The sequence below is a fragment of the Gracilibacillus dipsosauri genome (assembly GCF_003176895.1).
Classification (GTDB): Bacteria; Bacillota; Bacilli; order Bacillales; family Amphibacillaceae; genus Gracilibacillus; species Gracilibacillus dipsosauri.
This window is the reverse complement of sequence record NZ_QGTD01000008.1, coordinates 693,887-713,350: the sequence shown is the minus strand read 5'-3', so window position 1 is coordinate 713,350 and position 19,464 is coordinate 693,887. Positions and strand designations below refer to the sequence as shown.

Annotated in this window: 18 protein-coding genes; all 18 read left to right on the top strand. The window is 36.1% G+C overall.

Annotated features, from left to right (window positions below; all coding sequences use genetic code 11):
• Positions 1 to 12 precede the first annotated feature (12 nt).
• Positions 13 to 765, top strand: a complete 753-nt coding sequence (locus DLJ74_RS10550) for a FliA/WhiG family RNA polymerase sigma factor (RefSeq protein ID WP_109984423.1) — start codon at positions 13 to 15, stop codon at positions 763 to 765.
• Between the two features lie 33 nt (positions 766 to 798).
• Positions 799 to 2,160, top strand: a complete 1,362-nt coding sequence (locus DLJ74_RS10545) for a flagellar assembly protein A (protein ID WP_181397501.1) — start codon at positions 799 to 801, stop codon at positions 2,158 to 2,160.
• 26 nt (positions 2,161 to 2,186) lie between these two features.
• Positions 2,187 to 2,492 carry a hypothetical protein gene (locus DLJ74_RS10540; protein ID WP_109984421.1) on the top strand — a complete coding sequence of 102 codons (306 nt, stop codon included), beginning with the start codon at positions 2,187 to 2,189 and terminating at the stop codon, positions 2,490 to 2,492.
• An 11-nt stretch (positions 2,493 to 2,503) separates the two neighbouring features.
• Positions 2,504 to 3,016, top strand: a complete 513-nt coding sequence (locus DLJ74_RS10535; protein WP_109984420.1) for a DUF6115 domain-containing protein — start codon at positions 2,504 to 2,506, stop codon at positions 3,014 to 3,016.
• A 151-nt stretch (positions 3,017 to 3,167) separates the two neighbouring features.
• A complete protein-coding gene (gene rpsB, locus DLJ74_RS10530) occupies positions 3,168 to 3,929 on the top strand; it encodes a 30S ribosomal protein S2 (protein ID WP_054859480.1) in 762 nt (253 codons plus the stop codon).
• A gap of 219 nt (positions 3,930 to 4,148) precedes the next feature.
• Positions 4,149 to 5,036, top strand: a complete 888-nt coding sequence (gene tsf, locus DLJ74_RS10525; protein WP_054859479.1) for a translation elongation factor Ts — start codon at positions 4,149 to 4,151, stop codon at positions 5,034 to 5,036.
• 129 nt (positions 5,037 to 5,165) lie between these two features.
• Complete coding sequence (gene pyrH / locus DLJ74_RS10520; RefSeq protein WP_109984419.1) at positions 5,166 to 5,891, top strand: UMP kinase; 726 nt, start codon at positions 5,166 to 5,168, stop codon at positions 5,889 to 5,891.
• Positions 5,891 to 6,448, top strand: a complete 558-nt coding sequence (frr, locus tag DLJ74_RS10515; RefSeq protein WP_109984418.1) for a ribosome recycling factor — start codon at positions 5,891 to 5,893, stop codon at positions 6,446 to 6,448. The genes pyrH and frr overlap by 1 nt, the downstream gene beginning before the upstream one ends.
• A 223-nt stretch (positions 6,449 to 6,671) precedes the next feature.
• Positions 6,672 to 7,436, top strand: a complete 765-nt coding sequence (locus tag DLJ74_RS10510; protein ID WP_109984417.1) for an undecaprenyl pyrophosphate synthase — start codon at positions 6,672 to 6,674, stop codon at positions 7,434 to 7,436.
• Positions 7,437 to 7,449: 13 nt separating this feature from the next.
• The gene (locus DLJ74_RS10505; RefSeq protein WP_109984416.1) at positions 7,450 to 8,235 is read left to right on the top strand and encodes a phosphatidate cytidylyltransferase; all 786 of its coding nucleotides are present in this window, start codon (positions 7,450 to 7,452) and stop codon (positions 8,233 to 8,235) included.
• Positions 8,236 to 8,259: 24 nt separating this feature from the next.
• Positions 8,260 to 9,411, top strand: a complete 1,152-nt coding sequence (locus tag DLJ74_RS10500) for a 1-deoxy-D-xylulose-5-phosphate reductoisomerase (protein WP_054859476.1) — start codon at positions 8,260 to 8,262, stop codon at positions 9,409 to 9,411.
• Positions 9,412 to 9,463: 52 nt separating this feature from the next.
• Positions 9,464 to 10,720 (top strand): RIP metalloprotease RseP, encoded by a 1,257-nt coding sequence (rseP, locus tag DLJ74_RS10495; protein WP_109984415.1) that lies wholly within the window; start codon positions 9,464 to 9,466, stop codon positions 10,718 to 10,720.
• 118 nt (positions 10,721 to 10,838) lie between these two features.
• Complete coding sequence (locus tag DLJ74_RS10490) at positions 10,839 to 12,536, top strand: proline--tRNA ligase (protein ID WP_109984414.1); 1,698 nt, start codon at positions 10,839 to 10,841, stop codon at positions 12,534 to 12,536.
• A gap of 89 nt (positions 12,537 to 12,625) precedes the next feature.
• Complete coding sequence (locus DLJ74_RS10485) at positions 12,626 to 16,915, top strand: PolC-type DNA polymerase III (RefSeq protein WP_109984413.1); 4,290 nt, start codon at positions 12,626 to 12,628, stop codon at positions 16,913 to 16,915.
• Between the two features lie 303 nt (positions 16,916 to 17,218).
• The gene (gene rimP, locus DLJ74_RS10480; RefSeq protein ID WP_054859473.1) at positions 17,219 to 17,689 is read left to right on the top strand and encodes a ribosome maturation factor RimP; all 471 of its coding nucleotides are present in this window, start codon (positions 17,219 to 17,221) and stop codon (positions 17,687 to 17,689) included.
• 20 nt (positions 17,690 to 17,709) lie between these two features.
• Positions 17,710 to 18,858, top strand: a complete 1,149-nt coding sequence (nusA, locus tag DLJ74_RS10475; RefSeq protein WP_109984412.1) for a transcription termination factor NusA — start codon at positions 17,710 to 17,712, stop codon at positions 18,856 to 18,858.
• 12 nt (positions 18,859 to 18,870) lie between these two features.
• Positions 18,871 to 19,140 carry an RNase P modulator RnpM gene (gene rnpM / locus DLJ74_RS10470; RefSeq protein WP_109984411.1) on the top strand — a complete coding sequence of 90 codons (270 nt, stop codon included), beginning with the start codon at positions 18,871 to 18,873 and terminating at the stop codon, positions 19,138 to 19,140.
• Position 19,141: 1 nt separating this feature from the next.
• On the top strand, positions 19,142 to 19,462 hold the full coding sequence (locus DLJ74_RS10465) for a YlxQ family RNA-binding protein (RefSeq protein WP_109984410.1): 321 nt from the start codon (positions 19,142 to 19,144) through the stop codon (positions 19,460 to 19,462).
• Positions 19,463 to 19,464 lie beyond the last annotated feature (2 nt).

Here is a 19,464-nt window from a genome sequence, read left to right as displayed (position 1 = left end):
AGAGGTGGTTAGATGGGAAAGGTTGGTATTGAAGAAAGGTCAATATGGAACGAATGGATTCAGAATAAAAACGAAGATAATACCAATCAATTAATTGACCATTATATGTATTTAGTACAATATCATGTCCAACGAATCGCATCCAATCTGCCGAAAAGTGTTCAAAAAGAAGATTTAAGAAGCTTGGGGTTATTCGGGTTATATGATGCTATCCTTAAATTTGACCCAAATCGGGACTTGAAGTTTGATACCTATGCATCCTTTCGAATAAAAGGTGCCATTATCGATGGCCTACGCAAGGAAGATTGGTTACCGAGATCAGCTCGAGAAAAAGTGAAAAAGATTGATTTTGCTGTGGAAGCATTAGAACAACAACTTCAAAGAGAAGTTAGTGCTGAAGAAATTGCTGCACATCTAAAAATGAAAAAAGAAGAAGTTGAGGAAGTAATTAAGGATAGTTTCTTTTCCAACTTACTTTCAATGGAGGACAAAGGGGCAAATGATGAATATAAAGAAGGAATTGGTTATCATATACCAGACGAAAAAGAACTAACGCCTGAAGAAAATGTATTAAAGCAGGAAAAACTTCATCAATTAAGTCAACATATTCAAAAATTGAATGAGAACGAGCAATTGGTTCTAAGTTTATTCTATGATAAGGAATTGACCTTCACAGAGATTGGCAAAGCTTTAGGCTTAACAACCTCTAGAATTTCTCAAATTCATAAACAGGCAATTTTTAAAATCAGACAGATGTTCTCCTAGAATAAAATAATGTGTAAATGGGGCATGAATAAGATGGAACTTAAAGATGTTCTTCGCGTGAATTATTCAAAGGATAAGTTAAAGGCTTGGATTGAATTGCTCGATTCAAGTTTTTTCGATGAAGTTACAGAGGAAGATGTAGGTTTTTTAATAGAAAAAGCAAAAATCAACTTTGGTTTAGTAGAATGGCAACAATCAGATTGGAAACAGATCCTTGCTAATCATCAACCTTTAATAATTGCAAAAGGGATTCCACCCGAGAATGGCGAGGATGGCTATTTAGAATGGAAAATAACATTAAATTCATCTATTTCTGAGGAAGAAAAATTCTCTTTTCGTGATGTGACTAAAATACCAAGTGTTAATAAAGGTGACAAGATTGCGACGATAGTACCTGCAACAGAGGGGAAAGAAGGAACGGATGTGTTCGGTAATCCTATTCGTCAGAAAAAAGGGGTCGGGGTTAGAACGAAAGCAGGAAAAAATGTAGAGATAGAGGAAGAAACGAATGTATTTGTTGCAACTGCTGAAGGACAGTTATCCATCACGACAAAATTTATACATGTATTTCCACTATATGAATTAAGCGGAGATTTATCTCTAGAAACAGGGAATATCGATTTTGTCGGTTCTGTTACGATAAGAGGAAATGTTGGTACAGGCTATTCTGTGAAAGCAAAAGGAGATTTGTTCATCAGTGGTCTTGTGGAAGGGGCATTTCTACAAGCAGGGGGAAATATTGTTATCAATGAAGGAATCTCAGGTATGGATAAAGCCTACATTAAAGCTGAAGGAAATATTGAAACCAATTACATTAATCAGGCGAAGATAGAAACAGGAAATAATCTTGTTGTAAAAAAGTCGATTCTTCATAGTGATTGTGTTGCTGAAGGAGATATTATATGTCAGAATGGAAGTATTATTGGCGGTTCCAATTCAGCAGGAAGACAAATTGAAGTAAAGAATGTGGGCAATTTTGCTTTTACAAAGACAGAATTAGCCTTGGGAATTAACAAGAAAGTTAGTGAACAGGTGGAACAATTGAATGAACAGCTGTCGGCATTAAAGGATAATCAAAACAAATTGGTTTTACTCGGTAACCAATTACAGAAAAAGAAAAAACAGAGTGGGTTGAATACAAAAGAACGAATTGTCCTACTAAAACAACGTCATTCATTGGAGAAGGTTACGAAAGATATAGAACAAATACAATTAGAAATGACAGAATTGCAATGGACAATCGGTAATTTTACAGAAATGTCGATTAATGTTTACGGAAAAGCATTCGGAAATGTTGAATTAAATATCGGTAAATATAGTCGTCTCTTAAAAGATGAGCATAGTCGTTTTAAATCCTATTTAAAAGACATGGAGATCGTGATGGAACCACTTTAAATATGGGAGCAAGGGATTGATTCCGAGTGAGTTGGAAATCAGTAGAGATGCAAGTAGCGTTACCGCGAACACAGGATGCAGGGAAAATCCAAGAGCACTTAAAGCAACAAGGAAGACTAGGCCAGGAACAATTGGCCCAATCTCAAGTATTAGAAGAGATCAGAAAAAGACAGCGAGTTATCAAGCAACAAGAATCAGAGAAATTGAGATTGAAAAATAACCAAAAAGAAAAGGGTCATCATGATAATGAACGTTCTCCTTTCACAGAAGAGGAAAAGGAAGCGAACCAGCAACATCCTTATTTAGGAAAGCGGATTGATATTAAGAGATAAGAAGGGTATTTATGATATATTTATTGCTATTATTAAGTTTTCTTATTCATATTATTACATTTATTGTTATTCGTCATTTAAAAATGAAACAACAAAACATAGAAGATATTGAAGCAAATGTCTTGGAGCAAGTGGAAAAAATGGAGGATTCTTTGGCATTATATTTAGTAGAAATGAAAGAAGAGAATCAGAAATTTTTGGAGCAAATAGATTTAATGGACAATCCATCAGTGGAGATAACAGAAGCTGTTCAACAAAATCAACTAAAAAAGAAGACAACGAATGAAGTACCTCAACCGAATAAACCAGAAGAAGGAACTGTGAGAATTCCCAAAGATAATGAATACGAAGACTATCAACCGATTACAGATGGGATACAAAAAGACACAGTAGAACAATCCTTGACTGCACAAATTCTCCACCTTTCTCAAAAAGGCATGACTTCTGATGAAATTGCTAAGAAATTGGATAAAGGAAAGACAGAAATAGAACTATTATTAAAATTTCAACAAAAAAACAGATAAAATAGCTTGATTGCATAAAATCAATATGTTATATTTGTTCATGGTGTTAAATACACACGTTTGTGGAAGGTAAAAGTGGTGCTATTGATTTAGTCCTTTTATCTAATGATACAAATGGAGGATAAAAAACCAATTTACAGGAGGAAAGAAAATGGCAGTAATCTCAATGAAACAGCTATTAGAGGCTGGTGTGCATTTTGGTCACCAAACTCGTCGTTGGAATCCGAAGATGAAAAAATACATCTTCACAGAACGTAACGGTATTTACATTATTGACCTACAAAAAACCGTAAAGAAAGTAGAAGAAGCGTACAATTTCGTTAAAGAAATCGCAGAAAATGATGGTACTGTTTTATTTGTAGGTACCAAGAAGCAAGCACAAGAATCAGTGAAGGAAGAAGCAATCCGTTCAGGAATGTTTTATGTAAACCAACGCTGGTTAGGTGGGACATTAACAAACTTTGAAACTATTCGTAAACGTATTAATCGTTTAAAAGATATCGAAAAAATGGAAGAAGATGGAACATTCGAAGTACTTCCTAAAAAAGAAGTAGTAGGTCTATTAAAAGAAAAAGAAAGACTTGTTAAATTCTTAGGTGGTATTAAAGAAATGAACAAAATTCCTGATGCTCTTTTCATTATTGATCCAAGAAAAGAACGCATTGCAGTTGCGGAAGCACATAAACTTAATATTCCAATTGTAGGGATCGTAGATACTAACTGTGATCCAGACGAAATCGATTATGTTATCCCAGCTAATGATGATGCTATCCGTGCAGTTAAATTACTTACTGGAAAAATGGCTGACGCTATTTTAGAAGTAAAACAAGGTGAAGTAACGGAAGAAGTTGCTGAAGAGCAAGCGGAAGAACAAGAAGAAGCAAATGCAGAAGTAGAAACTGCAGAAGAGTAAAAGAGTAAAGAAGGTTTTGGGTGATAAGAGGGGGACCTTTTATCACCTTTTTTTACACGTTAGGTAAGTATAAAATTTTACACAGCAGAAGTTTCTACGCAGCTACATTTTAAGGTGCCAAGTATAAACAAAAACTAGGCATTCGCAAAAGAAGAGCGAATGCGAGTTTTTCTAAAGCAATAGACAATAAGTATACATTACTTAAAGGAGGAAATATTTATGGCAATTACTGCAAAGTTAGTAAAAGAATTAAGAGAAAAAACTGGTGCAGGTATGATGGATTGTAAAAAAGCACTTCAAGAAACAGATGGTGATATCGATAAAGCGATTGACTACCTACGTGAAAAAGGTATATCAAAAGCAGCGAAAAAAGCAGACCGTATTGCAGCAGAAGGTTCAGCATATGTTGAAGTTGAGGGTAACGATGCAGTGCTTCTTGAAGTTAACTGTGAGACAGACTTTGTCACTAAAAATGATCAATTTAAATCACTTCTACAAGCATTAGCTAAGCACATCTTATCTGAAAAGCCAGGTAGTGTAGAAGAAGCATTAGCACAACCTTTAAATGGTGAAGGTGAAAAAGTGGAAGAATTTATTAATTCTAACATTGCTAAGATTGGTGAAAAAATCTCTTTACGTCGTTTTGCCCTTTTCACTAAAACAGATCAAGATGTATTTGGTGAGTACATTCACATGGGGGGGAATATCGGTGTTGTAACTGTATTGGAAGGTACAACAGACGAGCAGCTTGCTAAAGATATTGCAATGCATGTCGCTGCCGTAAACCCTCGCTACTTATCTCGTGATGCGGTAGCTCAAGAAGATGTTGAAAAAGAAAGAGAAGTATTAAAAACACAAGCTTTAAACGAAGGAAAGCCTGAACATATTGTAGAAAAAATGGTAGAAGGTCGTTTAGGAAAATTCTTTGAAGAAATTTGTTTATTAGAGCAAAGCTTTGTCAAAGACCCTGATCAAAAAGTAAAACAAATTGTGAAAAATAAAAATGCTTCAGTAAAATCTTTTGTTCGTTATGAAGTTGGCGAAGGTATTGAAAAGCGTGTAGATAACTTTGCTGAAGAAGTTATGAGCCAAGTTAATAAAAAATAATTTAACCAAATTGGAGGGGCACCAGGTGTCCCTTTTCTTTGCACTGTAAAAAAGTAATATCGATGAATAAGAAACGTTTTGCGATCAAATCGTATTTTTATTATAATATTTACATATACGGAGGTTATTATGGCTACTGCTAACTACAGAAGAGTTGTGTTAAAATTAAGTGGTGAAGCTTTAAGTGGTGAACAAGGTTTTGGAATCGAACCATCTATCATTCAATCTGTTGCGAAACAGGTCAAGGATGTCGTGGAATTAGGTGTTGAAGTTGCTGTGGTGGTTGGTGGTGGAAACATTTGGCGAGGTAAGATCGGAAGTGAGATGGGAATGGACAGAGCAAATGCAGATTATATGGGCATGCTGGCTACTGTCATGAATTCTCTAGCACTGCAGGATAGTCTAGAAAACCTCGGTATACCAACGAGGGTCCAAACCTCTATTGAGATGCGTCAAGTAGCAGAACCATATATAAGACGTAAAGCAATCAGACACTTAGAGAAAAAACGGGTAGTTATCTTTGCAGCAGGTACAGGTAACCCATACTTCTCGACAGATACAACAGCAGCACTCAGAGCGGCAGAGATTGAAGCAGATGTTATTTTGATGGCGAAAAATAACGTCGATGGGGTTTATACAGCTGATCCGAAGGTGGATAAGGATGCTAAGAAATATGATCAATTATCTTATTTAGAAATTTTAAATGAAGGATTAGGTGTAATGGATTCTACAGCCTCTTCTCTCTGTATGGATAACAATATTCCATTACTAGTATTTTCAATATCAGAAGAAGGAAATATTAAAAAAGCAGTAGTTGGTGAAAATATCGGTACCATTATAAGGGGGAAAGAATAATGTCAGATGTATTGTTAAAAGAAACGAAGGAAAAAATGGAACAAGCAGTAAAGGCTTATTCTAAAAATTTAGCAACGGTAAGAGCTGGTAGAGCAAATCCTGCTCTTCTCGATAGTGTTCAAGTAGAATACTATGGAGCGCTTACCCCATTAAATCAGTTATCATCCATTACAGTACCAGAGGCGCGTTTACTTCTTATCACTCCATTTGATAAATCGTCTATTGGTGATATTGAAAAGGCGATTCAAAAGGCTGATTTAGGCCTTTCACCTTCTAGTGATGGAAATGTCATTCGCTTAAGTATTCCGCCACTTACCGAAGAACGACGTAAAGAATTGGTAAAAGTTGTTGGTAAATTTGCGGAAGAGTCCAAAGTACAAATTCGTAACATTCGCCGTGATACGAATGACCAATTGAAAAAAGACGAAAAAAATGGTGAAATTACAGAAGATGAATTAAGAGGTTATCAGGACGAAGTACAAAGTGCTACTGATGAGCACATTAGCCAAATTGATGGATTAACAAAAGAAAAAGAACAAGAAATTATGGAAGTATAAGCTAAAAAAAGGTAGAATGAAAATGTGAGAATAAACCCTCTTGTGAAGAAGAGGGTTTTTCCACTTTATCGCTTCTTCCCATTAGAGTATGAAAAAAGTAATGATAAGAATAATAATACGTTAACGTACATAGTAGATAAGGGAAGCAAGCTATAGTTTCGTTAAGTAGTCTCTATATGAAATGAAGAAGTATTTCAATGTGTTGAACAATGGAGGATCAAAAATGGCTTTGTTTAAACTTCCTTTCTTAAAAAAAGAAAAAAATTTAGTAAGGCCTGAGCTACAAGTAGAGAGAATACCTGAACATATCGCCATCATCATGGACGGAAATGGGCGATGGGCTCAAAATAAAGGATTACCTCGTGTCGCGGGACATAGACAGGGGATGGATAATGTTAAAAGGATCGTGAAAATTGCCAATTCTTATAATGTGAAGATTCTCACCCTTTACGCATTCTCGACTGAAAATTGGAAAAGACCGTCTAATGAGATAGAATATCTAATGAAACTACCAATAGATTTTCTTCAGCATTATTTACCGGAATTAATGGAAGAGAATGTGAAAATAGAAACGATTGGTGATTTAGAGCACCTTCCTAATAAAACAAGTGCAGCCATTATGAGTGCAATTGATAAGACTTCTGCGAATACTGGATTGATCCTAAATATAGCTATAAATTATGGTAGCCGTTATGAAATGATCCAATCTGTGAAAGCTATTTGTAAGGAGGTTCTAGAAGGGAATTATTCCATAGAAGAAATTGATGAGCAAATGTTTAGCCGTCATTTATATACTTCTGATATTTCTGATCCAGATCTTTTAATCAGGACTAGTGGTGAAATTCGATTAAGTAATTTCTTGCTTTGGCAATCAGCATACTCAGAATTATGGTTTACGGATACATTATGGCCAGACTTTAATGAAGAAGATTTTGAAAAAGCTATTAACGAATTTCAAAAGCGAAAACGTCGTTACGGCGGAATTTAAGGTGTGAATATTGATGAAAATTAGAATAATTACAGCAATAGTTGCTATACTTATCTTTTTTCCCTTAGTGTTTATGAATGGCTTACCATTTCAGATTGCAATGTATATCATTGCGACTATAGGGTTATTAGAATTATTACATATGCGAAAAACTACCTCATATCCAATTCCAACTATTTTAACAGTTATATTATTATGGGGATTACTTTTTCAAGGTGAATTTATCTTTTTCTCTACTAGAACCGAACTGTTAATGTTTTTTGTACTGTTATTGCTCGCTTATACTGTTTTAGTGAAGAATAAATTCACGTTTGAGGATGCGGGTTTTTTAATATTATCAACCATTTATGTCGGACTTGGCTTTTATTATTTTATCCAAACGAGAGATGTTGACAATGATGGACTTGTCTATATCTTTTATGCTATTCTAGTTATACTTTCAACGGACACGGGAGCGTATTTTTTTGGAAGGGCATTTGGAAGGAGAAAGCTATGGCCAAAAATCAGTCCTAATAAAACAATCGAGGGTGCCATTGGTGGGATATTGATAGCCTGTGTTGTTGCTGTCATTTTTCATACCTTTTTCCCCGTGCATGATTCTTTAATCATCGTTATATTAGTTACGATTTTAGCATCGATTGGTGGACAAGTTGGTGACTTGGTAGAATCGGCTATTAAACGATATTACAATGTGAAAGACTCAGGAAAATTATTGCCTGGTCATGGTGGAATACTTGACCGATTTGATAGTTGGTTATTTGTCTTTCCATTACTTCATTTTATTAATTTTATACAATAAACTATACTGGGGCGTTATTCAGATATGAAAAATATTACACTACTTGGAGCTACGGGTTCCATTGGTATGCAAACTCTGGATGTTATCGCTGAGCATCCTGAAGATTTCCGACTATTTGCTATCTCATTTGGAGAAAATATAGAAAAGGCAAAAATTATTTTGGAAAGATTTCAGCCAGAAAAAATTGTCGTAAAAAATGAAAAAGTAAAAAAGGAATTATTTTCACCTTCTAATAATACATCTATAGAAATATTAGTTGGTGAAGAAGCACTAGTAGAAGTTAGTTGTCATCCCAAGACAGATGTGTTAGTTAATGCGGTAATGGGAAGTGTTGGACTTGCCGCAACACTAGCCGCTATTGACGAAAAGAAACAAATAGCTATCGCAAATAAAGAAACTCTTGTCACTGCAGGACATCTCGTTATGAGAAAAGCAAAAGAAAATGGTGTAGACTTACTACCAATTGACAGTGAACACTCTGCAATATTTCAAGCATTAAATGGAGAAGCTTCTAGCCAAGTAAGCAGAATTATTTTGACTGCATCAGGAGGAAGCTTTCGTGACAAATCAAGAGCCGACCTTGAAGAAGTAACCATAGCCGATGCATTGAATCATCCAAACTGGAGCATGGGGGCAAAAATCACGATTGATTCTGCCACTATGATGAATAAAGGATTAGAGGTTATGGAAGCACATTGGCTATTTGGTTTACCCTATGAAAAAATTGACGTTATTCAACATAAAGAAAGCATCATCCATTCTATGGTTGAATTTGTTGATAAGAGTGTCATCGCACAGCTTGGTACGCCTGATATGAGGGTCCCAATTCAATATGCACTAACCTATCCAGATAGATTACCATTCTCTCAAACAGAAAGCTTAGATTTGCTTGAAGTAGGCAAGCTCCATTTCGAAAAAATGGATTTGCAACGTTTTCCTTGCTTACAATATGCCTATGATGCAGGGAAAAAAGGCGGAACGATGCCCACTGTGTTAAATGCAGCAAATGAAATAGCTGTTGATTTATTTTTAAAAGGAAACATTAGTTTTCTAGAAATTGAATCAGTTATTGAAAAAGCAATTAGCGACCATCAATCAATTGAAGATCCAGATTTAGTTACAATCCAAGAAGTTGATCAAAGCACTAGAATGAGGATTTTATCGCAGTATAAGTAAGAATTTTCAAATTATCTATCCCCCGTAAAGAAATGGAAGGAGTGTATGTTGATTGAATACGATCATAGCGTTTATTCTAATGTTCGGACTCTTAGTATTTGTTCATGAATTTGGTCATTTTATTTTCGCAAAGCGTGCAGGTATGCTAGTAAGAGAGTTCGCCATTGGATTTGGGCCTAAAATTTTTTCTACAACGAAAAATGAAACCCTGTATACCATTCGTTTGTTGCCTATGGGTGGCTATGTGCGAGTTGCTGGTGATGATCCGGAAATTGTTGATATAAAACCAGGTCAGCATATTGGTGTTACTTTTAATGAGGCAGGAAAAGTCAATCAAATTATTGTCAATAACAAAGATAAGCACCCAGATGCACTAGTGATAGAAGTAGAAAATATTGATCTAGACCACCGATTGAAAATGGAAGGCTATGAAGTAGGAGATGAACAACATTTCTCCTTCCAAGTAGACGAAAAGGCTCATTTTATTATGGATGAAAAACCAACCCAAATTGCTCCATACGATCGGCAATTTGCATCCAAAACAGTTGGGCAGCGAGCAATGCAATTGTTCGCTGGTCCTATGATGAACTTTCTATTATCTATCGTAATTTTTGCTGGGTTAGCAATGATTCAAGGTGTACCTGTGAAAGATATTGAAATTGGTTCTGTTGTGGAGAACAGCCCAGCAGAAGAAGCTGGCTTCCAGGCAGGAGATAAAGTTGTTGAAATAAACGGTGAATCTGTTGGAAAATGGTCCGAATTTGAAGAAATTGTACAAGCAAGTCCAGAAGAATCAGTAGATATGGTTGTAATAAGAAATGGGGAAAAGATTCCTTTAGAGGTTACTCCAGCTTTAGTTGAACTAGAACAGGAGTCATTTGGGCAAGTAGGTGTGGTTCAAGCTTCTGAAAAATCATTTATTCGGTCTATTCCATATAGTTTTCAGCAAACCTATGAATGGTCTACATTGATATTAACAAATCTAGGAAAATTAGTTACTGGTCAGTTCTCGATTGATATGTTATCAGGACCAGTTGGTATATATGATGCGACAGATCAAGTCGTTCAGACAGGATTTATGAATTTTATGATGTGGACTGCTATATTAAGTGTTAACTTAGGGATCGTTAATTTAGTGCCATTACCTGCATTAGATGGCGGACGTTTATTATTTGTTGGATTAGAAGCAGTAAGAGGAAAGCCAATCGATCCTCAGAAAGAAGGTGTCGTTCATTTCATAGGTTTTGCATTATTAATGCTACTAATGATTGTCGTAACATGGAATGATATCCAACGACTCTTTCTTTAGGTGAAGATTGCTTTACCCATCATTAAAGATTATCTTCATGATGACGATTATGATATGGTGAACAGAGAAATAATTCTTTTTGTAAATTTTATTTTTAAGCTTGAGGTGAATTTTCGAGATGAAACATAGTCAAACACTCATTCCAACATTAAAAGAAGTTCCAGCAGATGCCGAAATTAAAAGCCATCAGCTATTAGTTCGAGCAGGTTTTATACGTCAAACAGCATCTGGTGTATACAGCTTCCTTCCATTAGGAAATAAAGTATTAAAAAAGGTAGAAAATATTGTTAGAGAAGAAATGGAGAAGGCAGGAGCGGCAGAAATGCTCATGCCAGCATTACAGCCTGCGGATCTGTGGAAAAAAACAGGTAGATGGTATACGTTTGGTCCAGAATTAATGCGAATTAATGATCGTCATGATCGAGAGTTCGCACTAGGGGCAACTCATGAAGAAGTAATTACTAACTTAATAAGCGATGAAGTAAAAAGCTATAAAAAGCTCCCAATTACTTTATTTCAAATCCAATCAAAATACCGTGACGAAAAAAGACCGCGTTTTGGTTTGTTGCGTGGTCGGGAATTTGTTATGAAGGATGCTTATTCCTTTCATGATTCCTTTGAAAGCCTTGATGAAGCTTATGACAAGATGGTGACAGCCTATTCTACTATTTTTGAGCGTTGTGGACTAGATTTTCGTGCAGTGATTGCTGATTCTGGTGCAATGGGTGGCAAAGATACACATGAGTTTATGGTTCTGTCCGAAATTGGAGAAGATACAATCGCCTATTCTGATAGCTCTGATTTTGCAGCCAATATTGAAATGGCACCAGTTCTTGTTGATTATCGAAAAGAAAACGAAGAGTTAATGTCACTTGACAAGGTGGAAACACCTGGCTATAAAACGATGCAAGAGGTTTCGCAATATCTAAACAAACCGTTAGATAAAGGCATTAAATCCATCCTCTTTAAAGTAGATGAACGATTTGTCCTTGTTCTTTCACGCGGTGATCATGAAATCAATGATATAAAGTTGAAAAACTTGTATCAAACAACAGATATTGAATTAGCATCAGAGCAAGAAGCTCTTCAAGTATTAGGTGCAAAGGTAGGTTCATTAGGTCCGATCAATGTAAGTAATGTAGAAGTGATTGCCGACAATGCTGTGGAATTTATCGTCAATGGTTATTGTGGGGCAAATGAAGACGATAAACACTTTATCAATGTCAATCCATCTCGTGATTTTCAAGTCAAAAACTATGAAGATTTACGCTTTATTCAGGAAGGAGATCCATCGCCGGACGGTAAAGGTACGATTAGATTTGCTAAGGGGATTGAAGTGGGACACGTTTTCAAATTAGGACAGCTGTATGCAGATAAGTTAGGTGCGACCTATTTGAATGAACAAGGTAAACAAGAGACTATGATTATGGGGTGTTATGGAATCGGTGTTTCTCGAACACTCGCTGCTATCGTAGAACAATATCATGATGAGAAAGGCATCACATGGCCAAAAGAAATCAGTCCATATGATATACATCTAATTGTAGTGAATCCTAAAAACGAAGAACAAAGCAGGCTTTCAGATAAGCTATATAATCAATTAATGGACCAGCGCGTATCTGTTTTATATGATGATCGTAAAGAACGTCCAGGAGTAAAGTTTGCAGATAGTGATCTCATTGGTTTACCGATTCGTATTACAGTTGGTAAAAAAGCAAATGAAGGGATTGTTGAATGCAAGCTACGTACGACTGGGGAGCAATTTGATCTTCATGAATCAGAAATTATGTCGAAAATTCAATCACTGCTAGCTTAAAATATATTCCCTTGTCCTTTATAATAAGACAAGGGAATTATCATTTAGGACACAAATATTCAATGTTTAGAAGGCGAGGGGGCGAGAACATGAATACAACGAATAAAGAACGATTTGAATTATTAATGAAGCAAATCGGTATACCTGATGATATGAAAAATAAATATTTCCAAAATGGATCAATAGAAAAATTAGAGGTTTATCGCCAATCAAAAATCTGGCAGTTTCATTTACTTATCGAAAATGTATTACCAGCGGAAGCTTATCAACTGTTTGCACTGAAGCTAACCGAAGCATTTTCGACAATCGCTAAAGTATCTTGGGTATTTAAAACCCAAAACTCTATCTTATCCAATGAGGAATGGGGAAATTATTGGAGTGTTTTCTATTCAGAATTAATCCACCATTCACCTAAGTATCGAGCATTAGAGAATAAAAGGCCGTTAGTTAACGATAATAACATTATGTTAACTGTAAGCAATGAAATTGAACTACATTCATTAAAGCAAGAGCTACAAACAAAATTGGATGAATTTTGTGTAAAAATTGGCACAGAACGAAAAATGGTCGAAATGGAAGTAGTAGATCAGCAGGCAGAGTTGGAAAAATTTCAACAAGAAAAAGCCTTAGAGGATAGAAAACGTGTGGAGGAAGCTTTTAAACAACAAGAACAAAAAGTGAAAGAAAATAAAGAAGAACAGGACACTGGTCCTATACTAATTGGATATCCGATTAAGGATGAATCAGTACAAATGAAAGACATCATAGAAGAAGAGAAAAATGTCGTTTTTCAAGGATACTTATTTGATGTGGAAATCAGGGAATTACGGTCTGGACGTCACTTATTGATATTAAAATTAACGGACTATAGCGATTCTTTTCAAATTAAAATGTTCTCTAAAGGTGATCAAGATGTTGAAAAGTATAAGCAATTGAAAGCTGGTATGTGGTTGAAAGCTAAAGGTATGATTCAAACCGATACCTTTTCCAACGAATTAACCATGATGGCAAAGGACATTCAACAAATCCCCTCCATTACTAGAGAAGATAACGGATTAGATGGTGAGAAGCGGATTGAACTGCATACACATACATTAATGAGTCAAATGGATGCTGTCGTATCTGCGTCTAAATTAATTGAACAAGCAGGTAAGTGGGGACACAAAGCGATTGCCATAACCGATCATGCTGTTGCACAAGCCTATCCAGAGGCTTATGCAGCTGGGAAAAAACACGGAGTTAAAATTATTTATGGGGTGGAAGCAAATATTGTCGATGATGGTGTTCCTATTGCCTATAATGCTGCAAATCGAGAGCTCTTAGATGATACGTATGTCGTGTTTGATGTCGAAACAACCGGCTTATCAGCTGTGTATGACACAATAATTGAGCTTGCAGCCGTAAAGGTGAAAAATGGCGAAATCATTGATCGATTTGAATCCTTTGCCAATCCACATCATCCATTATCGGAAACAACAATTAATTTAACGGGAATTACTGATGATATGGTGAAGGATGCGCCGGAAATAGAGGATGTCTTAAAGGATTTTCATGAATGGATGGAGAATGATATTCTGGTAGCACATAATGCAGATTTTGATATGGGCTTCATCAATACAGGCTTCAAGAAAATTGGACTAGAGGAAGCCACAAATCCTGTCATAGACACATTGGAATTAGCTCGATTTCTATTTCCAGAACTGAAGAATCATCGTTTAAATACCTTATGTAAAAAGCTAGACATCGAGTTAACCCAACATCACCGTGCTATCTATGATGCTGAGGCTACTGGCTATTTATTATGGAAATTTATTAAACTATCTCACGAAAATGGCATTACAAATCATAATCAATTCAATAAACATATGGGGGAAGGTAATGCTTATCAACGTTCAAGACCATTTCATGCTACATTACTTGCAGTGAATGAAGTAGGACTTAAAAACATTTTTAAACTAATTTCTCTTGCTCATATTCATTACTTCTACCGAGTACCTCGTATTCCGAGGTCCAAACTCCAAGAGCATCGTGAGGGTGTACTAATTGGTACTGCGTGTGACCAAGGAGAAGTCTTTGAGACAATGATGCAAAAATCAAAGGAGCAAGCAGAAAAAGTAGCTAAATTTTATGATTATATCGAAGTACAACCCCCGGCAAATTACGTACATTTATTGGACAAAGAACTGGTGCAAAATGAAGCACAGCTTTATGATATTATAAGAAAGCTTGTCGAAATGGCTGATAGTCTTGGAAAACCTTGTGTGGCAACAGGTAATGTACATCATCTAGAAGAAAATGACCGACTTTATCGAAAAATATTAATTGCCTCTCAAAGTGGAAATCCATTAAATCGACAAACATTGCCAAATACTTATTTCAGAACAACGAATGAAATGGTAGAGGCATTTCACTTTTTAGGAGAAGAAAAGGCCAAGGAAATTGTCATTACTAATCCTCATCAACTTGTCGAGCAAATTGAAGATGTAAAGCCTGTTAAAGATGATTTATACACCCCAAATATTGATGGTGCAGAAGAAGAAATAAGGGAGCTAAGCTACTCTTTTGCAAAATCAATTTATGGTGACCCATTACCTGAAATTGTTGAACAAAGAATCGAAAAAGAATTAAAAAGTATTATTGGACATGGATTTGCAGTCATCTACTTAATTTCACATAAACTGGTAAAAAAATCTTTAGATGATGGTTATCTTGTTGGATCCAGAGGATCGGTTGGTTCCTCATTAATTGCGACATTTACGGAGATTACAGAAGTAAATCCATTACCACCACACTATGTCTGTCCTAACTGTAAACAAAGTGAATTTTTTAATGATGGTTCTGTAGGTAGTGGATTTGATTTGCCAGATAAAGATTGTCCTACATGTGAGGTTCCTCTTAAGAAAGATGGACAAGATATACCGTTTGAGACCTTCCTTGGATTTAAAGGAGATAAGGTTCCCGATATTGACTTGAACTTTTCTGGTGAATATCAACCAAGAGCCCATAATTATACGAAAGTATTGTTCGGAGAGGATAATGTCTATCGTGCAGGAACGATAGGTACAGTTGCTGAAAAAACAGCATATGGCTATGTGAAAGGTTATGCAGGCGATCATAATATGGTAATTAAAAATGCTGAAGTAGATCGTTTAGTTAAAGGCTGTACTGGTGCTAAAAGGACTACAGGCCAGCACCCAGGTGGTATAATTGTTGTTCCTGACGACATGGAAATCTATGACTTTACACCGATACAGTTTCCTGCGGATGATCGAAATTCAGAATGGCGTACGACACATTTTGACTTCCACTCTATTCACGATAATTTGTTGAAACTCGATATACTAGGACACGATGATCCAACTGTGATTCGGATGCTACAAGACTTAAGTGGTATAGATCCTAGAACGATTCCAACGGATGATGCGGAAGTGATGAAAATATTTTCTGGTCCAGAGGTGTTAGGAGTTACAGCAGAACAAATTATGTGTAAGACTGGTACACTAGGTGTCCCTGAATTTGGTACACGATTTGTTAGACAGATGTTAGAAGATACAAAACCGAAAACTTTTGCAGAACTTGTGATCATCTCTGGGTTAAGTCATGGTACAGATGTATGGCTCGGAAATGCCCAAGAGCTTATCGATAAAGGAATTTGTGAATTGCCTGATGTAATTGGGTGTCGTGATGATATTATGGTTTATTTAATGCACAAAGGTCTAGATGCTTCGCTAGCTTTTAAAATCATGGAGTTTGTTCGTAAAGGTAAAGGTCTACAAGATGAATGGATTATTGAGATGAAAAAACATGATGTACCAGATTGGTATATTGAATCATGTAAAAAAATTAAATACATGTTTCCGAAAGCACATGCTGCTGCCTATGTTTTAATGGCCGTACGTATCGCTTATTTCAAGGTGCATCATCCGATCTTATTCTATGCAGCATACTTCACTGTCCGAGCAGATGACTTTGAGCTTGATACGATGGTAAAAGGCTCTGAAGCGATTAAGAATCGAATAAAAGAAATTAATGCAAAGGGTAACGATGCCTCCCCTAAAGAAAAAAGTTTACTAACCGTTTTAGAAATTTCTCTCGAAATGAATGAGCGAGGCTTTCATTTTCAAAAGGTTGATCTATATAAATCCTCAGCAACTGAGTTTTTAGTAGATGGTAATTCCTTAATCCCACCATTCAATGCAGTAGATGGTTTAGGAACCAATGCAGCGATCAACATTGAAAAAGCAAGAGAGGATGGCGAGTTCCTATCTAAGGAAGACCTTAGAGAGCGTAGTAGGATCTCTAAAACGGTCTTAGAATATTTAGATCAACATGGTTGTTTGGAAGGAATGGAAGAAAAGAACCAATTATCCTTGTTTTAATCCATCTAGGTAATGGCTTGCATCTTTTCTCCATTCATGTTATATTTTATAAAGAATTCATTTGAGACGAACGGAGAAAGAGTGGGACACCCCACTCTTTCTTCATAGTTATCAAACCAGCGGATCAAATAGGGCATCTATTAAATCCCTTGCCAAGCACTGGCAAGGGATTTATCACGTTAACATTCCCAAGAAGTGGTGCTAATGACTGCTTACGATTCTATTTGTGTAAGCTCGATTAAATTGGGGAATTATAGTAATGTGACGAGAGATGCATAAAGCACAATTAAAGGAGGTCAGCGAATGGCACAAAATGTAACCAAACAAACCGAAACCTTAGTGAAACCGATATTAGATGAACTGCAATTAGAGCTTGTCGATGTGGTGTTTGAAAAGGAAGGACAAAATTGGTTTCTAAGAGTTTATATCGATAAAGAAAATGGAGTAGATATTGAAGAATGTGGGCAGGTTTCTGAGAAGCTAAGTGAGAAATTAGATGAAACAGATCCAATTGAACAGGCGTACTTCCTAGAAGTCTCCTCACCAGGTGTAGAGAGACCCTTGAAAAAAGAAGAGGATTTTCAGAAATATACTGGTGAAAATGTATATGTGAAGGTATACGAACCAATAGATGGTGAAAAAGAATTTACTGGTGAGTTAGTGGAGTTTATGGATGGAACAGCGAAAATAGCTTACAAAGTAAAAACAAAAACAAAAGAAGTAGAAATTCCATTTAACAAAATTGCTAAGGCCCATTTAGCTGTAACTTTCTAAATCAAAGGGGGAGAAGAGTTGTGAACAAAGAATTGTTCGAGGCAATAAATTTTTTGGAAAAAGAAAAAGGTATTAATAAAAGTATACTTATTGAAGCATTAGAGGCAGCGCTAATATCAGCATATAAGAAAAATTTTAAGTCCGCTACGAATGTGCGAGTAGATCTAAACGAGGAATACGGTAAGATGAGTGTATATGCACAAAAAGAAATTGTGGAACAAGTCGACGATCCTCAACAACAAATTTCGATTGAAGAGGCATCACAGATCAACCCTTCCTATGAAGTGGGAGATGTGGTGGAGATTGAAGTGACACCAAGAGACTTTGGTCGCATAGCAGCGCAAGCAGCTAAGCAAGTAGTCACCCAACGGGTTCGCGAGGCAGAACGTGGTATTATATTTAATGAATATATTGACCGCGAAGATGATATTATGAACGGTACTGTTCAACGCATGGATGGACGATTCATCTATGTGAATTTAGGAAAAGTAGAAGCAAAACTGCCAGAATCGGAATGTATGCCAACTGAGACTTATCAGGTTCATGACCGTATCAAAGTATATGTGACAAAGGTGGAAAATACGAGTAAAGGGCCTAATATTTTCGTTTCACGTACACATCCAGGACTTTTAAAGAGATTATTTGAAATGGAAGTACCCGAAATATATGATGGTACAGTTGAAGTCAAATCGGTTGCAAGAGAAGCAGGGGATCGATCAAAAATTTCGGTCTATGCTCGCGATGAAGAGGTTGATGCAGTTGGGTCTTGTGTTGGTCAAAAGGGACAACGTGTACAAACCATTGTCGATGAATTAAAAGGAGAAAAGATTGATATCGTGGAATGGTCAGAGGATCCTATTGTCTATGTATCGAATGCACTTAGCCCTTCTAAAGTAGTACGGGTAATTGTGGATGAAGAAAATAAAGCGACAACGGTTGTTGTTCCAGACTATCAATTATCCCTAGCCATCGGAAAAAGAGGTCAAAATGCTAGATTAGCAGCTAAATTAACAGGCTGGAAAATCGATATAAAGAGTGAAACAGAAGCGAGAGATGAAGGATTAATAGTAGCAGGAGATGTTGATAAAAGTAAAGAAAGCATTCATTATGATGACACATCGGAATATGATGAATCCTTGGAAGATTTGGATGAAGATTTGTTTAAATAAGGAGGATTTCATATGCCAAAAAAACGGAAAATACCTTTGCGAAAATGTGTAGTAACACAAGAAATGGTACCAAAGCAGTCGCTGCTTCGTATTGTGAAAACAAAAGAAGGGGAAGTTTTTGTTGACCCAACTGGCAAGAAAAACGGACGCGGAGCTTATATATCTAAACAATTAGATGTTGTAGATAAAGCAAGACAGACGAAGGTACTTGAAAAGCATCTTGAAATTCCAATTCCAGATGAAATTTATGATGAATTAAAGAAAGTAATAGAAGGAGCATAAAGTGGCTGATCCAAAAGCTTATTTAAATATATTAGGTATTGCAAATAGAGCCGGAAAATGCACATTTGGAGAAGAATTAATTGTGAAGGAAATTCAATCCAAAAAATCAAAAATTGTTTTACTAGCAAATGACATAGGCGACCAAACGAAGAAAAAGCTTACAGATAAGTGTCAATACTATCAAATACCATATTTTTTTATTGATGATCGTGAGACATTATCACATGCAGTAGGTAAGACAGGTCGAGTAGCAGTATCGATCCATGAACAAGGTTTCGCAAAAAAGCTAAAAACGCTACTTGACAACAATAATCGGGGGTGAAC

Excerpts from the sequence above, each read along its gene's own strand:
- DLJ74_RS10550 (WP_109984423.1), top strand. The coding sequence starts at position 13 with ATGGGAAAGGTTGGTATTGAAGAAAGGTCAATATGGAACGAATGGATT.
- DLJ74_RS10545 (WP_181397501.1), top strand. The coding sequence starts at position 799 with ATGGAACTTAAAGATGTTCTTCGCGTGAATTATTCAAAGGATAAGTTA.
- DLJ74_RS10535 (WP_109984420.1), top strand. The coding sequence starts at position 2,504 with ATGATATATTTATTGCTATTATTAAGTTTTCTTATTCATATTATTACA.
- rpsB (WP_054859480.1), top strand. The coding sequence starts at position 3,168 with ATGGCAGTAATCTCAATGAAACAGCTATTAGAGGCTGGTGTGCATTTT.
- tsf (WP_054859479.1), top strand. The coding sequence starts at position 4,149 with ATGGCAATTACTGCAAAGTTAGTAAAAGAATTAAGAGAAAAAACTGGT.
- pyrH (WP_109984419.1), top strand. The coding sequence starts at position 5,166 with ATGGCTACTGCTAACTACAGAAGAGTTGTGTTAAAATTAAGTGGTGAA.
- frr (WP_109984418.1), top strand. The coding sequence starts at position 5,891 with ATGTCAGATGTATTGTTAAAAGAAACGAAGGAAAAAATGGAACAAGCA.
- DLJ74_RS10510 (WP_109984417.1), top strand. The coding sequence starts at position 6,672 with ATGGCTTTGTTTAAACTTCCTTTCTTAAAAAAAGAAAAAAATTTAGTA.
- DLJ74_RS10505 (WP_109984416.1), top strand. The coding sequence starts at position 7,450 with ATGAAAATTAGAATAATTACAGCAATAGTTGCTATACTTATCTTTTTT.
- DLJ74_RS10500 (WP_054859476.1), top strand. The coding sequence starts at position 8,260 with ATGAAAAATATTACACTACTTGGAGCTACGGGTTCCATTGGTATGCAA.
- DLJ74_RS10490 (WP_109984414.1), top strand. The coding sequence starts at position 10,839 with ATGAAACATAGTCAAACACTCATTCCAACATTAAAAGAAGTTCCAGCA.
- DLJ74_RS10485 (WP_109984413.1), top strand. The coding sequence starts at position 12,626 with ATGAATACAACGAATAAAGAACGATTTGAATTATTAATGAAGCAAATC.
- rimP (WP_054859473.1), top strand. The coding sequence starts at position 17,219 with ATGGCACAAAATGTAACCAAACAAACCGAAACCTTAGTGAAACCGATA.
- rnpM (WP_109984411.1), top strand. The coding sequence starts at position 18,871 with ATGCCAAAAAAACGGAAAATACCTTTGCGAAAATGTGTAGTAACACAA.